15 protein-coding genes and 1 pseudogene are annotated in these 13,474 nt (G+C 70.6%); 6 read left to right on the plus strand and 10 right to left on the minus strand.

All coding sequences use genetic code 11. The features are described 5' to 3' along the window. Nucleotides 1-32 precede the first annotated feature (32 nt). Complete coding sequence (locus RKD20_RS13605; RefSeq protein WP_424877962.1) at nt 33-1,400, plus strand: L-serine ammonia-lyase; 1,368 nt, start codon at nt 33-35, stop codon at nt 1,398-1,400. Here the strand turns inward: RKD20_RS13605 and RKD20_RS13610 are convergent. The 3 genes from RKD20_RS13610 to RKD20_RS13620 form a co-directional block, all read right to left on the minus strand. Beyond that, the gene (locus tag RKD20_RS13610) at nt 1,387-1,512 is read right to left on the minus strand and encodes a hypothetical protein (protein WP_424877963.1); all 126 of its coding nucleotides are present in this window, start codon (nt 1,510-1,512) and stop codon (nt 1,387-1,389) included. The two genes, RKD20_RS13605 and RKD20_RS13610, sit on opposite strands and share 14 nt — an antisense overlap. Before the next feature lie 117 nt (nt 1,513-1,629). Continuing rightward, nucleotides 1,630-1,770, minus strand: coding sequence for a hypothetical protein (locus RKD20_RS13615; RefSeq protein ID WP_424877964.1), 141 nt, complete (start codon nt 1,768-1,770; stop codon nt 1,630-1,632). A 232-nt stretch (nt 1,771-2,002) separates the two neighbouring features. Next, nucleotides 2,003-2,350 carry a hypothetical protein gene (locus RKD20_RS13620; RefSeq protein ID WP_424877965.1) on the minus strand — a complete coding sequence of 116 codons (348 nt, stop codon included), beginning with the start codon at nt 2,348-2,350 and terminating at the stop codon, nt 2,003-2,005. Between the two features lie 323 nt (nt 2,351-2,673). Between RKD20_RS13620 and RKD20_RS13625 the strand changes: the two genes are divergently transcribed. Both RKD20_RS13625 and RKD20_RS13630 read left to right on the plus strand, forming a co-directional pair. Next, nucleotides 2,674-3,231 carry a glycoside hydrolase family 25 protein gene (locus RKD20_RS13625; protein ID WP_424877966.1) on the plus strand — a complete coding sequence of 186 codons (558 nt, stop codon included), beginning with the start codon at nt 2,674-2,676 and terminating at the stop codon, nt 3,229-3,231. Between the two features lie 27 nt (nt 3,232-3,258). Next, complete coding sequence (locus tag RKD20_RS13630) at nt 3,259-3,801, plus strand: MOSC domain-containing protein (RefSeq protein WP_424877967.1); 543 nt, start codon at nt 3,259-3,261, stop codon at nt 3,799-3,801. A gap of 10 nt (nt 3,802-3,811) precedes the next feature. Here RKD20_RS13630 and RKD20_RS13635 read toward each other — a convergent pair. Beyond that, nucleotides 3,812-4,490 (minus strand): annotated as a pseudogene (locus RKD20_RS13635) (FadR/GntR family transcriptional regulator). A gap of 246 nt (nt 4,491-4,736) precedes the next feature. On the opposite strand from RKD20_RS13635, the gene RKD20_RS13640 reads away from it, so the two are divergent. Both RKD20_RS13640 and RKD20_RS13645 read left to right on the plus strand, forming a co-directional pair. Further along, nucleotides 4,737-6,362 carry a 2-isopropylmalate synthase gene (locus tag RKD20_RS13640; RefSeq protein ID WP_424883209.1) on the plus strand — a complete coding sequence of 542 codons (1,626 nt, stop codon included), beginning with the start codon at nt 4,737-4,739 and terminating at the stop codon, nt 6,360-6,362. Next, the gene (locus RKD20_RS13645; RefSeq protein WP_424877968.1) at nt 6,359-7,153 is read left to right on the plus strand and encodes an ABC transporter ATP-binding protein; all 795 of its coding nucleotides are present in this window, start codon (nt 6,359-6,361) and stop codon (nt 7,151-7,153) included. Before RKD20_RS13640 ends, RKD20_RS13645 begins: the two co-directional genes overlap by 4 nt. A 42-nt stretch (nt 7,154-7,195) precedes the next feature. On the opposite strand, the gene RKD20_RS13650 is transcribed toward RKD20_RS13645, so the two are convergent. After that, the gene (locus RKD20_RS13650) at nt 7,196-7,414 is read right to left on the minus strand and encodes an EF-hand domain-containing protein (protein WP_356102901.1); all 219 of its coding nucleotides are present in this window, start codon (nt 7,412-7,414) and stop codon (nt 7,196-7,198) included. A gap of 172 nt (nt 7,415-7,586) precedes the next feature. On the opposite strand from RKD20_RS13650, the gene RKD20_RS13655 reads away from it, so the two are divergent. Next, nucleotides 7,587-8,267 carry an N-acetyltransferase family protein gene (locus RKD20_RS13655; RefSeq protein ID WP_424877969.1) on the plus strand — a complete coding sequence of 227 codons (681 nt, stop codon included), beginning with the start codon at nt 7,587-7,589 and terminating at the stop codon, nt 8,265-8,267. Here the strand turns inward: RKD20_RS13655 and RKD20_RS13660 are convergent. From RKD20_RS13660 to RKD20_RS13680, 5 genes are all read right to left on the minus strand, one after another. Next, entirely contained in the window at nt 8,238-9,446 is a 1,209-nt protein-coding gene (locus RKD20_RS13660; RefSeq protein WP_424877970.1) for a hypothetical protein, read from the minus strand. The two genes, RKD20_RS13655 and RKD20_RS13660, sit on opposite strands and share 30 nt — an antisense overlap. Further along, nucleotides 9,446-10,183, minus strand: a complete 738-nt coding sequence (locus RKD20_RS13665; protein WP_424877971.1) for a polysaccharide deacetylase family protein — start codon at nt 10,181-10,183, stop codon at nt 9,446-9,448. Before RKD20_RS13665 ends, RKD20_RS13660 begins: the two co-directional genes overlap by 1 nt. Before the next feature lie 42 nt (nt 10,184-10,225). Further along, nucleotides 10,226-10,834, minus strand: coding sequence for an ATP-binding protein (locus tag RKD20_RS13670; RefSeq protein ID WP_424877972.1), 609 nt, complete (start codon nt 10,832-10,834; stop codon nt 10,226-10,228). 157 nt (nt 10,835-10,991) lie between these two features. Further along, nucleotides 10,992-11,759 (minus strand): enoyl-CoA hydratase/isomerase family protein, encoded by a 768-nt coding sequence (locus RKD20_RS13675; RefSeq protein ID WP_424877973.1) that lies wholly within the window; start codon nt 11,757-11,759, stop codon nt 10,992-10,994. Between the two features lie 432 nt (nt 11,760-12,191). After that, nucleotides 12,192-13,436 (minus strand): L,D-transpeptidase, encoded by a 1,245-nt coding sequence (locus tag RKD20_RS13680; RefSeq protein WP_424877974.1) that lies wholly within the window; start codon nt 13,434-13,436, stop codon nt 12,192-12,194. Nucleotides 13,437-13,474: the final 38 nt, after the last annotated feature.

A 13,474-nucleotide genomic window follows, 5' to 3' on the forward strand; every position in this document is an offset into this window, starting at 1 on the left:
CGTGTGCCCCCACCTTTTGTGAAGGAGTTCCCGTGGCCATCTCGGTCTTCGACCTGTTCTCGATCGGCATCGGCCCGTCGAGCTCCCACACGGTCGGCCCGATGCGCGCGGCCCGCATGTTCGCCCGCCGTCTGCGCAACGAGGACCTGCTGCCGGCCGTCGCCTCGGTCCGCTGCGAGCTCTACGGCTCCCTGGGCGCGACCGGCCACGGCCACGGCACCCCGAAGGCGGTGCTGCTCGGCCTGGAGGGGGCGTCCCCGCGCACGGTGGACGTGGCGAACGCGGACGACCGGGTGGCGGAGATCAAGGCCGCGGGCGTGCTGAAGCTGCTCGGCGAACGCGAGATCCCGTTCTCCTTCGACGACGACCTGGTCCTGCACCGCCGCAAGGCACTGCCGTACCACGCGAACGGCATGACGGTGTGGGCGTACGACGCCTCGGGCGCGGAACTGCTGTCCAAGACGTACTACTCGGTCGGCGGCGGCTTCGTCGTGGACGAGGACGCGGTCGGCGAGGACCGCATCAAGCTCGACGACACGGTGCTCAAGTACCCCTTCCGCACGGGTGACGAGCTGCTGCGCCTGACCAAGGAGACCGGCCTGTCGATCTCCTCCCTCATGCTGGAGAACGAGCGCGCCTGGCGCACCGAGGACGAGATCCGGGCCGGGCTGCTGGAGATCTGGCGCGTGATGCAGTCCTGTGTGTCCCGGGGCATGTCCCAGGAGGGCATCCTGCCGGGCGGCCTGCGGGTGCGCCGCCGCGCCGCCATGACGGCACGTCAACTGCGGGCGGAGGGCGACGCGTTGGCCCACTCCATGGAGTGGATCACGCTGTACGCGATGGCGGTCAACGAGGAGAACGCGGCCGGCGGCCGGGTGGTGACGGCCCCGACGAACGGCGCGGCCGGCATCATCCCCGCGGTCCTGCACTACTACATGAACTTCGTTCCCGGCGCGGACGAGGACGGCGTGGTCCGCTTCCTCCTCGCGGCCGGCGCCATCGGCATGCTCTTCAAGGAGAACGCCTCCATCTCCGGCGCCGAGGTCGGCTGCCAGGGCGAGGTCGGCTCGGCCTGCTCGATGGCGGCGGGCGCACTGGCGGAGGTGCTGGGCGGCAGCCCCGAACAGGTCGAGAACGCCGCGGAGATCGGCATGGAGCACAACCTGGGCCTGACCTGCGACCCGGTCGGCGGCCTGGTCCAGATCCCCTGCATCGAGCGCAACGGCATGGCCGCGGTGAAGGCGGTCACGGCGGCGAAGATGGCGCTGCGCGGGGACGGCTCGCACATGGTGTCCCTGGACAAGGTCATCAAGACGATGAAGGACACCGGGGCGGACATGAGCGTGAAGTACAAGGAGACGGCCCGGGGCGGCCTCGCGGTGAACATCATCGAGTGCTGAGGGGGCGGGCCCTCGCCGTGACGCGGACGGGCGCCTCAGTGGTCCGCACGTACTGCTGGGGCGTCGTCACGTCGATCGCGCCCGGGTAGTCGGCGGTGGGCAGGAAGGTCACGTTGAATATCCCGTCGGCCGCGGTGGTCGCGTTCGGTCGGCCAGATGGTTTCCTCAGGGAGTCAGCCCGCTCTGGGCGAGCGTGAGAGGGGAGGTACAGGCAGGACCCAGCCGTCGCTCATCCGGTCGGTCCCACCCCGCCGCCGAGCTTGTGCCGTACCAGTTCGCCGTCCTTCTTCGGCACCGCGAGGTCGTACGTGCCCGAGACCGTGACGCGTTCGTACCGCCCGGAGCGCTTCTTTCCAGAGCGAAGGCTCACTCAGGGCGGGCCGCAGACAGCCCTGCCTCAGTCGCGCGAGGCTCCGCGGGAATCCGACGACCCGCAGCGGCTGACCACCGTCGAAGTCGGCGATGTCCTGCACGGAGGTGCGGCGCCGGATCCCTGTCCAGCGCAGCAGTACGTCCAGCAGGGTCTCGGTTCCGGTGGAACGGCGTTCCGTTCTTGAGCCCGTCACTTCGTCGGCCCCACCCTCACCAGCGACAATGCGTCCTCAGGCGACCTGCCACGCCGTCTGCAGGGCCAGACGCGCCACCGACCCGTCGACGGCACCGGCAGGCGGCTCCCCGTCGAACTCGCGCATCCGCTCGACGAATTCCGGTGGCAGCGTCACGCCATGGCGTCCCACGTAATGCCTGAGGTCACCGCGCCAGACCCAGGCGCCGTCGGTGAACAATGACGAGCAGCCCACGAGGTTCTCGCCACAGCCAAGCAAGCACTGCTCGGTCTCGGTGAATTCGGCGACCACCGGGGCGCCCGCGAGATAGGCGACGGCGAAGGCCGCGGTGTCCTGCCAGTCCTCGGAGTCCGAGCGCACGAGAACGAACCCGACTCTCCGCATGGCTGGTGCACACCTCTCGCCGAGGGAAGGAACATCCGCCAGGTTCCCGCGATCACAGTTCCTTCACTGCCGTTCACCGCCGGGCGATCAAATCCTGAGCACCCCCTTAAGTCAATGAACTCTCAACAGAACCCCTGCACCTCGGGCATGACAGACCTGTACGGCGTGTCTCCGCATTCCGCCCGCCGTTCCCACGGAGGTCGAGGTCGGAGCAGGCGGACGTGCTGCCCGGGTTCGGGGCTCCTTGTGGGCGAGGTTCTCCCGGCGGGCATGTGGGGCATCATCAACTCCCGTTCCCCCACCTCACTTCAGGGAGCCCCCACATGCTCCGCGGCATCGATGTCAGCGCCTACCAGTCCTCCGCCTTCAGCACCGAAGGGCTCTCCTTCGCCTTCATCAAGGCGACGGAGGGCCGCTCCTACACCAACCCGAAGCTCTCGGCGCAGACCAAGCACGCCCGCGACGCCGGGCTGATCGTCGGCTTCTACCACTTCCTGTGGCCCGGCAACCTCACCGCGCAGGCCGAGTACTTCGTCAAACACGCCCCCGAGAAGGGCGGCGACATCCTCGCGGTCGACTGGGAGACCACCGGCGACGGCACCCACGCGAGCAACGCGGAGAAGGACTCCTTCATCCGCAAGGTGCGGCAGCTCCGCCCCAACAACCGGGTCGTCCTCTACACGAACCGGCACTACTGGCTGAACGTCGACACCACCTCGTACGCCGGCGACGGGCTCTGGATCGCCGACTACGTCACCGCCGGCAAGCCCCGCATCAAGGCGAAGTGGCGTTTCCACCAGTACACCGACGACCCGGTGGACAAGAACGTCGCCGACTTCGCGAGCAAGGCGGCCCTGCGCGAGTGGGCGACCGACGCCTGACCCGCACCCCGCCCGTAGGCTTGCCACATGGGCGGGAAGATCACTGCGGTCAGCAGCAACGGGACGTACTCCTTCACGAAGCCGAACCGGGAGAGCATCACCCTGCTCGCCGGGTTCGGGGTGGAAGGGGATGTTCACGGCGGGGCGACGGTCAAGCACCGGTTCCGGATGAGGAAGGACCCCTCGCAGCCGAACCTCCGGCAGGTGCACCTCATGCACGAGGAACTGTTCGATGAGGTGCACCGGGCCGGCTTCGAGGTGGCGGCCGGGGAGCTCGGGGAGAACGTGACGACGCGTGGCGTCGATCTGCTGGGGCTGCCGACGGGGACCCTGCTGCACCTGGGCGGCGAGGCCGTCGTCGAGGTGACCGGGCTGCGGAATCCGTGCGCGCAGATCGACGGGTTCCAGAAGGGGCTGATGAAGCAGGTCGTGGGCCGGAGTGAGGACGGCCGGGCGCCGTTCCGGTCCGGGATCATGAGTGTCGTGGTCAGAGGGGGCGTGGTGCGGGCCGGGGATGCCGTGGGGGTCGAGCTGCCCGAGGGGCCGCACCAGCCGCTGGACATCGTCTAGCGGACATCGTCTAGCCCGCGAACGGATCCTCCAGCTCCGCCCGCAGGATCTCCGCCGCCCCCCTCCGCGTCCCCGTCCGCCACCGCGCGGACCAGTGCCGCGTGGGCCTCGTCCGCGGTGTTGGGGTCGTCGTCGCGCAGGCCTGTCAGGGCCAGCAACTCGACCAGGCCCTCGCGCAGGACCGGGGTGAACTCCCCGAACAGGTCGGCGAGTACGGGGTTGTGCGCGGCCGCGACCACCGCCGCGTGGAAGGTGATGTCCGCGTCGACGAAGTCCGCGTCGGAGGACGTGGAGGCGACCCGCCGGCCCTCCAGCGCGCGTTCCATGGCTGCCACGTCCTCGGGGGTACGGCGGCGCGCGGCGAGGCGGGCCGCGTGGACCTCCACCGCCATGCGGACCTCGTAGACGTCCGTGACCGCGGCCCTGCGCAGCCGCGTGGGCCAGTCCGCCACCGCCTCCGTCGCGGTGACGAAGACCCCCGCGCCCTGGCGCGGCCGCACCAGCCCCGCCCCGGCCAGCGCCCGCAGCGCCTCGCGGACCGTGGAGCGGCCGACGCCGAGTTCCTTCGCCAGCGTCGTCTCGCCGGGCAGTTTCGCCCCGACTGGCCAGTGCCCGGCGGTGATCTGCGCGCGCAGCCGCTCGGCGGCCTGTTCGACCAGGGGGCTGGGACGGACGGGGCCTAGCGGCATCTCTGGTTCACCAACTCGTGCGGGGCGAAAAACGGGGACTCCGTCAATTCTCACTTGTCTGAGGACCTGAGGAGTGGCTAGCCTACCGTCCGTGATCTTCCGCGGTCTCCTTCTTCTCGGCTGCCGCGGCGGGGCCTGACGCGACCGGCACCCCGCCGCGGGGCGCCGTGCTGCCGGTCTCCGTCGAGCGACCGAGCCGAAGGACACCCCGTGACCTCCGTCTGGAATCCCCAGCGCCCCAGCCCCATGCCGTTCCACCGCTACCTCCCCTTCCAGGACCGCGTCCACGTCCCCGTCACCGACCGCGCCTGGCCCTGCGCCCGCATCGAGCGCGCCCCCCTCTGGGTCCCCGTCGACCTGCGCGACGGCAACCAGGCCCTCGCCGAGCCGATGGACACCGCCCGCAAGAGCCGCTTCTTCGAGCTGCTGGTGCGCACCGGCTTCAAGGAGATCGAGGTCGGCTATCCCTCCGCGAGCCGCACCGACTTCGACTTCGTACGGCACCTGGTGACCGGCGGCGCCGTCCCCGACGACGTCACTCCCGTCGTCTTCACCCCGGCCCGCCCCGACCTGATCGACCGGACCTTCGAGGCGATCGCGGGCCTGCCGCGTGCCGTCGTCCACCTGTACATCGCGACCTCACCGGTGTGGCGGGACGTGGTCCTCGGCCGGGACCGTAAGCAGGTGTGGCGGACGGTGCGGGAGGCGGCCGCGCACATGGCACGGCGGGCCGACCGGCTCCACGGCACCGCCGTCCGCTTCCAGTTCTCCCCCGAGACCTTCAACCTCACCGAGCCGGACTTCGTCCTGGAGCTGTGCGACGGGCTGACGGAACTGTGGGACGCGAGCCCGGACCGCCCCGTCACCCACAACCTGCCCGCCACCGTCGAGATCGCCACCCCGAACGTCTACGCCGACCAGATCGAGTACGTCCACCGCCATCTGGCCCGCCGCGACAGCGTGATCCTCTCCGTCCACCCGCACAACGACCGCGGCACCGGCGTCGCCTGCGCCGAACTCGCCGTGCTGGCCGGCGCCCAGCGGGTGGAGGGCTGTCTGTTCGGCAACGGCGAGCGCACCGGCAACGTCGACCTGGTGACCCTCGCGATGAACCTGTACGCCCAGGGGGTGGACCCCATGGTCGACTTCGGCGACATCGACGCGGTGAAGGCGACCGTCGAGCACTGCAACCGGCTGCCGGTGCACCCCCGCCACCCGTACGCCGGCGACCTGGTCCACACCGCCTTCTCCGGCACCCACCAGGACGCCATCAGCAAGGGGCTCGCCCACCGGGACGACCACCCGGACGAGCCCTGGCAGGTCCCGTACCTGCCGATCGACCCGGCCGACATCGGGCGCACCTACGAGGCGGTCATCCGCGTCAACTCCCAGTCGGGCAAGGGCGGGGCGGCGTATCTGCTGCGCACGTGCCACGGCCTCGACCTGCCGCCTCGCATGCGCCCCGACTTCTCCCGGGCCGTCCAGGACGCCACCGACACGAGCGGCCGGGAGATGAGCCCGAAGGAGCTGTACGAGCTGTTCCGGGCCCGCTATCTCACGGAGGGCGAGGTCCGGCTGCACGACGCGACGGCGTACGAGGAGGCGCCCGGCGTCCACCGCTTCGTCGGCACCCTGGAGTGCGACGACCGCGTCGGCGACCACGAGGGCACGGGCGGCAGTGCGCTGTCGGCCTTCGTGGACGCGCTCGCCGGTGCCGGGTACGCCGTCGAGGTGGTCGACTTCACCGAGGACGGCACGGCGGCCTACGCCGAGTGCCGCGTCAACGGCCGTACGACGGCCTGGGGCGCCGGTGTGGGCCCGGCCGCCGCCGTCCGGGCCGTGCTGTCCGCGACGAACCGGGCGCTGCGGTGAGGGAGGTCCTGCGCGCCGAGGACGTGCACGTCGTCCGGGACGGCAGACCGATCCTCCAGGAGGTCTCGCTGACCGTCCGGGCGGGCGAGCACTGGGCGCTGCTGGGCGCCAACGGCGCGGGCAAGTCCACGCTGCTCAGCCTGCTGGGCGCCCTGGTGCACCCCACCCGCGGCACGGTCGAGGTACTGGGGCGCCGGCTCGGCCGGGTCGATCTGCGGGAGCTGCGTGCCCAGGTCGGTCATGTCGACCCACGTCATCCGCTCACCGCACCTCTGCGGGTCCGGGAGGTGGTCCTGACCGGGCTGACCAACTCCGTGGCCCCGCTCCCCCGTTGGCGGCCGACGCAGGAACAGCGGGACAGGGCCGGCCGGCTCATCGGCACCCTCGGCCTCGGCGACCTCGCCGACGCCCGCTGGCCGACCCTCTCGCACGGGCAGCGCGGCCGTACGCTCATCGCCCGCGCGCTGATGCCGCAGCCGCGGCTCCTGCTGCTCGACGAACCGGCGACCGGGCTCGACCTGCCGGGCCGCGAGCAGCTGATCGAAGCTCTGGACACCCTGCGCCGCGGGCATCCGACGCTGGCGACGGTCCTGGTCACCCACCATCTGGAGGAACTCCCGCCCGGCACCACCCACGCGATGCTGCTGCGCGAGGGCCGGGTCCTCGCGCAGGGCCCGGCATCGCGGGTGCTCACCGGGGACCAGGTCGGCAAGTGCTTCGACCTGCCGCTGGTTCTGGAGCGCCACGACGGCCGCTGGACGGTCAGGCTGCGGAGCCGGGGCCGGGCATGACGAAGGGGGCGCCCTTCGAGGGCGCCCCCTTCCGCGTCGGCCCTACTTGTTCAGGAAGGCCCAGAACTCGTCGAACGACAGGAGCTTGTCGCCGTTCAGGTCGCGGCTCTTGATGATCGCCGCGGCGACCGACTCGGTCACGTTCCAGTCGCCGCCCTGGGCCAGGGCGGACTTGAACTCGGCGGCGGTGATGGTGCCGTCACCGTCCGCATCGATCCGCTCGAACTGCTTGCGTGCTTCCTCGATGTCGATGTGCGCCACCGGTCCGCCCCTTTTCTTGCCTTTGTCGTGTCCTGCTGGCTTGCTGCCGCAGGTCAGATTAGCGGCCCGGCCCGGCCTCCGGTGCGGCGCCCACCGGGGAAACGGCGTGCCGTGCTCGATCATGTCTGCGACGGTGGGCCTTCCAAAGGGCGCGGACTCGGGGAGCGGTGTGATGGAGACCTTGCGGGACATTCTCGACGCGGCGGCCCGCGGGGTGTTCCCGCCCTCGGACGGCGGCACGACGGTCGTACCGCAGGCGTGTCACCGGGACGCGGGAGTGCTGTCCTTCACGGCGCACTCGGTCGTGTTCACCGACGAGGACCCCGAGTGGGTCCACGCCACCTTGCGCGGCCTGGACTGCGACCCGTTGGCCGCGACCCTGAACCCGCGGTTCCTGACCGCCTTCCTGGACCGGACCGGGCGCAGGTCGGAGACCGTCGACGCGATGCTGGTCGGCGACCCGCTCCCGGGCGGACCGCCGCTCGCGCTGCGGGAGATCGAGGACGCGAACCATCCCCGCATCGCGTACGCCCGCAGACGGCGCGATGACGTTCGCGCCTGGACCGCGGAGGGCGGGGTGCTGGTGACGGGGCGGGGCGTCGGCGGCCGCCTGGAGGTCTCGGTCGAGGTGGACGAGGACGTACGGCACCGGGGGCTGGGGCGGGCTCTGGTGGCCGCGGCCCGGCATCTGGTCGCGGAGCCGCTGTGGGCCCAGGTCTCGCCGGGGAACGCCCGCAGCATGCGGGCGTTCCAGGCGGCCGGATACCGTTCGGTGGGCGCGGAAGCGGTGCTGCTGGCCCCGGCCCCGCGGGTCGTCGACGGCTCAGCGGAAGATGCCGGTGTGGCCGAGTGAGTACCGCCCCGGCTGGGGGTACACCGCGAGCCCGTGCGGTCCGCTGCCGACCTTGACGCGGGCGAGCTGGGCGCCGGTGCGGGTGTCGATGGCGTAGACCTCGGCGTTGTAGCGGCCGGACAGCCACAGGACCTTGCCGTCGGCGGACACGCCGCCCATGTCGGGGCTGCCGCCGCCGGGCAGGCGCCACTTCTTGGTGAGCCTGTTCTCGGCGAAGTCGAAGACGGAGACGGTCCCTTCGCCGCGGTTGGAGACGTACATCTCGCGGGAGTCGCGGCTGATGTAGAGGCCGTGCGCGCCCTTGCCGGTGGGCAGCAGCGTCGGCTTGCCGAAGGTGTCGCCGTCCAGGACCCACATCCCGTCGGCCATCATGTCCGCGACGTAGAACCGCTTCCCGTCCGGCGAGACCTTGACGTCCTGCGGCATGGCCCCGGCGAAGGGGAGCTTCTGCTGCCCGATCACCTTCATCTTCTCGGTGTCGACCTTCAGCAGCTCTCCGCTGAACTCGCAGGACACGATGAAGTACCTCCCGTCCAGGGAGAAGTCGGCGTGGTTGACGCCGTAGCAGCCGACCGGAACGGTCTTCCTCCGCTCCATGGTGTGCGGGTCGCGGAAGACGAGTTCACGGTCGAGGGAGGCCATCACGACAGCGTATCTGCCGTTCGGCGTGAAGTAGAGGTTGTACGGGTCGTGCACCTCGACGGACTTGCCCGCCCTCCCGGTGCTCGGGTCGATCGGGGTCAGGGTGTTCCCGCGGTCGTTGTTGACCCAGAGGGTCTTCATGTCCCAGGAGGGCACGACGTGCTGGGGCTGCCGCCCGACCCGGATCGTGTCGATGATCTCGTACGTCTTCGGGTCGATCACGGAGACGGTGTCGGACTCGGTGTTGGGCACGTAGACCCGCGAGGGGAAGTCCTTGACCACCGGTGACAGCTTGTTCGGGCGGTCGGCGGCGTAGACGTCCCGCGGGTCCAGCACGGGTGGCATCCCGGGCAGCCCGTGGACCTGTGCCTTCACCGGTTTCACCGGCTTCGCCGGGGCCGGGACGGCCGCCTTGGTGCCACGGGCCTGGTCCGCCCCGTCCTTGGCCCCGGTGCCGCAGGCGGCGAGGGCGACGAACGCGGCGCCCGCGATCAGGGTGCTCTTCACGAGGGTGCGCTGCAGTGGGGTGGGAGACATCAGCTGAACAACTCCGTGGTGGTCACCGCGGCCAGGCCGCGCCGGTCGAGTTCTTCCAGTACGACGGGGAGGGCGGCGACCGTGTCGTCGTACCCGAAGTGCAGGCTCACCACGGATCCTTCGCGGATCTCGGCGAGGACCTTGCGGGCGACGGCGGCGGCGCCGGGCGAGGTGAAGTCGAGGGAGTCGACGTCGTAGGAGAGGACGTGGGGGTAGCCGGCCTCCTGGGCCAGCCGCGTCACGAGGGGGGAGGCGGTGGGCGTACGGGAGGGGCGGAACCAGGACCCCACCGACCCCGTGAGCCGCTTCAGGCGCTCCGCGCACCCGGCGATCTCCGCTCTGGCCTCGGCCTCGGACATCGCGTTGATGTCGAGGTGGCGGAGGGTGTGGTTGCCGAGGTCGTGGCCGCCGTCGCGGATCCGGCGGGCGAGGTCGGGGTGCGCGTCGAGCCAGGTCCCGACGGCCAGCACGGTGACGCGCGCCCCGTGCTTCTCGGCCTCGGTGAGCAGGGCGCGGGCGGTGGCGGGGTCGCCGCCGCCGTGGAAGGTGAGGGCGACCCGGGGACGGTCGCGGGGGCCGTGGGCGAGCTGGGCGGGCAGGGCGGGCGGGACCGGAGCCCTGCTGGAGGCGTGCACGGGAGGGGCGACGGCGTTCCTCGTCGCACATCCGGCGGCCAACGCCAGCCCGGCGGTGGCGAGCAGCACGGCTCGACGTTCGGTAGCGGTCACCCGCCCCATTTAAGGCGTTATGTGGGTGAATGCCGCTGAACGACCCACCGGCTACCTGTCGACCACCCGCATCTCGAACCACGTCGTCTTGCCGCGCGGCAGCAGATCGACGCCCCAGCGGTCGGACAGCTTGTCCACGAGGAACAGTCCCCGCCCGCTGACATCCGTCTCCTGCACCGGCATCAGACAGGGCAGTCCGCGCGAGGGGTCACGGACCTCTATCCGGATCCACCCCCGCCGGCGCCGCATCCGCAGGCCGAACACGCGCGCCCCCGTGTGCCGCACCGCGTTGCCGACGAGTTCGGACACGAGTAAGACCGCGTCCTCGGTCATCTTCGGGGTGAGCCCCCAGTGCCGAAGAACGATCACCTGGGTCAGGCGCCGCGCGGTCGCCGCGGACTCCGGGCGGGACGGCAGCGGGACCTCCGCCTCGGTGGGGTTTCCGAACAGTTCGAGCGCCTTCAGTGCGTGCTCGTCCTCGACCGCCGGAGACCAGCGTGCCGCCGTCAGACGGTTGTCTCCCCGCGGCTGTTCGAAACCCTCCAGCCCCGCCATGCCCCCATCATGGCCGCCCACAGCGTTCTCCGGGGCCGTTCCTGACGAATACGCCCCCCGGAATGCGCCGCCCTGAAGGGGCCGATCGGCATATGCCAAAGGCACTTCGGTGTCCTCGACAGCCCTTCTGACCTGCGGCGGAGGCTCACTGGGAGGCAATCGACGGACTCCCTCGACAAGGCAGACTTAAGGGTGCGTTAAGGCTCCCATAATCCGCCCCATCGAGGGACCCGGATCAGACATCGTGTCAATTGCAAGCGTTTCAGAGGAATTTCGCCTTGCCGGGGCCCTCCTCGACGAAGCTCTTCATGCCCCGCTCGCGGTCCTCCGTGGCGAACAGGCCCGCGAACCAGTTGCGTTCCACCGCGAGCCCCGTCTCGATGTCGGTCTCCAGACCCGTGTCGATCGACTCCTTCGCGGCGCGCAGCGCGATCGCCGGTCCCTGCGCGAGCTTCGCCGCCCAGGCGTGCGCCGCGGCGTACACCTCGTCGGCGGGTACGACCCGGTCCACGAGGCCGAGCGTCAGCGCCTCGTCGGCCTTGACCATACGGCCGGTGAAGATCAGGTCCTTCGCCTTGGACGGGCCGACCAGCCGGGCGAGGCGCTGGGTGCCGCCCGCGCCGGGGATCAGACCGAGCAGGATCTCGGGCTGCCCCAGCTTGGCGTTCTCCGCGGCGATCCTGAAGTCCGCGCACAGCGCGAGCTCGCAGCCGCCGCCCAGGGCGTATCCGGTGACGGCCGCGACGACCGGCTTGGGGATGCGGGCCACGGCCGTGAACGAGTCCTGGAGGGCGCGGGCGCGCAGGACCATCGCGGTGTGGTCCATGGCCTGCATCTCCTTGATGTCCGCGCCGGCCGCGAACACCTTCTCCCCGCCGTACACGATCACGGCGCGCACGTCCTCGCGCCGGCTCGCCTCCTCGGCGAGCTCCTTGAGCCGGTCCTGGGTGGCCACGTCCAGCGCGTTCATGGGCGGGCGGTCGAGACGGATGGTGCCGACACCTTCGACGACTTCGAGATTCACGGTCATGCCAGCAGGTTAACGGGGGCTAACCGGACGTGGCGGGGTGCGGTCGCTCACACCCGGCCGGGACCCGAAGGCTGCCCCCGGCTCCGACGCAGCACGGGAGCTGACCGCGCGTGGCGGGGAACGGTCGCCCCCACCGGACCATGGGCCCGAGGGCTGCCCCCGACCCGACGCAGCACGGGAGCTAACGGGACGTGGCGGGGAACGGCCCTCCACACCCAACCGAGGGCCCAGGGCTGCCCCCTGGCCGGGCACAACGCAGGAGCCAACCGGGACGCGGCGGGGAGCGCTCATCCACACCCGGCCGAGGGTCCGAGGGTTGCCCGCGAGCGGGAGGGTGCCGTGACTCGTATTCGGCAGACGCGGCACCGCCACCGACGACAGCGGCCCCGGTGTCGTGTCCCGTGACACCGGGGCCGCTGGTCGCCGTAAGTACTACGCCTTCCACTTCTCCCACGACATGTTCCAGCCGTTGAGGCCGTTCTCCGGGGCGACCGTCGCGTCGTCGGAGTTCTTGACCACGACCACGTCGCCGATCATCGAGTGGTTGAAGAACCAGGCGGCCGGTACCCCGCCGTCGTAACCGCCCTTGACGTCGCGCAGGCCCACGCAGCCGTGGCTGGCGTTGTAGTTGCCGAAGGCGTCGCCGCCCCAGTAGTTGCCGTGGATGAAGGTGCCGGAGTCGGTGAGGCGGGCGGCGTGCGGGACGTCCTTGATGTCGTACTCGCCGCCGTAGCCGACCGTTTCGCCGTTCATCCGGGTCACCGCGAGCTTCTCGCTGATGACCATCTGGCCGTTCCAGGTGTCGTAACCGGGCTTGCCGGTGGTGACCTTGAGGGTCTTGATGGTCCTGCCGTCCTGGGTGATCTTCATCGTGTGCTTCTTGGCGTCCACGACGGAGACCTGGTTGCGGCCGACGGTGAAGGAGACGGTCTTGTTCTGCTTGCCGTAGACGCCGTCGCGGCCCTCGACCCCGTTCAGGTTGAGGTCGACGGTGACCTTGGTGCCTTCCTTCCAGTACTGCTCGGGACGGAAGTCCAGGCGGTCGTTGCCGAACCAGTGGCTCTCGACGTCGACGGCCGGCGTGGTCTTGACCGTGATGGCCTTCTCGACGTCCTCGGGGCTGGTGATGCCCCGGGTGAAGCGGATGGAGAACGGCATTCCGACGCCGACCGTCGAGCCGTCCTCGGGCGTGAAGGTACCGATGAAGGTGTTCTTCGGGGTCAGGGTGGTGAAGCTGGAGTCCTCGGCGGCCGTACGGCCCTCGGCGTCCTTCGCGACCGCGTGCACCGAGTACTTGGTGCCGGAGGCGAGGTGGGTGGACGGCGTCCATGAGGCGCCGTCCGCGGCTATCTTCCCGGATATCGCGGTGCCCTTGGCGTCCTTGACCTGGACCTCGGTCAACTTGCCCTTGGTCGCGCCGACCTTGAGGGCACCGCTGGTGTCGACGGACTTCGCCCCGTCCTTCGGGCTGATGGAGACGACCGCCTCGGACTGCTTGGTCTCGGTGGCGGACGAGTCGCCCTTCTCCGCCTTGGCGTCACCGGAACCGGAACCGGAATTTCCCCCGCCGCAGGCGGTGACGGCCAGCAGCAGAGCTCCGAGTATCAACGCCAGAAGTCCTCTGGCCCCGCGCCTCCGCGCGTCAACCGACGCCCCCGATATCGGTCGCACGTTCAAGTCCTTCTCCCCTCGAAGGGCCTGGTCAGGCCCACTCC

This window comes from Streptomyces sp. SLBN-8D4 (assembly GCF_049739545.1).
GTDB lineage: Bacteria > Actinomycetota > Actinomycetes > Streptomycetales > Streptomycetaceae > Streptomyces > Streptomyces canus_C.

Bases quoted from the DNA above. Each gene is read 5' to 3' on its own strand.
- RKD20_RS13660 (WP_424877970.1), bottom strand. From the start codon at position 9,446: ATGTCTCCCACCCCACTGCAGCGCACCCTCGTGAAGAGCACCCTGATC.
- RKD20_RS13630 (WP_424877967.1), top strand. From the start codon at position 3,259: ATGGGCGGGAAGATCACTGCGGTCAGCAGCAACGGGACGTACTCCTTC.
- RKD20_RS13665 (WP_424877971.1), bottom strand. From the start codon at position 10,183: ATGGGGCGGGTGACCGCTACCGAACGTCGAGCCGTGCTGCTCGCCACC.
- RKD20_RS13675 (WP_424877973.1), bottom strand. From the start codon at position 11,759: ATGACCGTGAATCTCGAAGTCGTCGAAGGTGTCGGCACCATCCGTCTC.
- RKD20_RS13655 (WP_424877969.1), top strand. From the start codon at position 7,587: ATGGAGACCTTGCGGGACATTCTCGACGCGGCGGCCCGCGGGGTGTTC.
- RKD20_RS13620 (WP_424877965.1), bottom strand. From the start codon at position 2,350: ATGCGGAGAGTCGGGTTCGTTCTCGTGCGCTCGGACTCCGAGGACTGG.
- RKD20_RS13625 (WP_424877966.1), top strand. From the start codon at position 2,674: ATGCTCCGCGGCATCGATGTCAGCGCCTACCAGTCCTCCGCCTTCAGC.
- RKD20_RS13640 (WP_424883209.1), top strand. From the start codon at position 4,737: ATGCCGTTCCACCGCTACCTCCCCTTCCAGGACCGCGTCCACGTCCCC.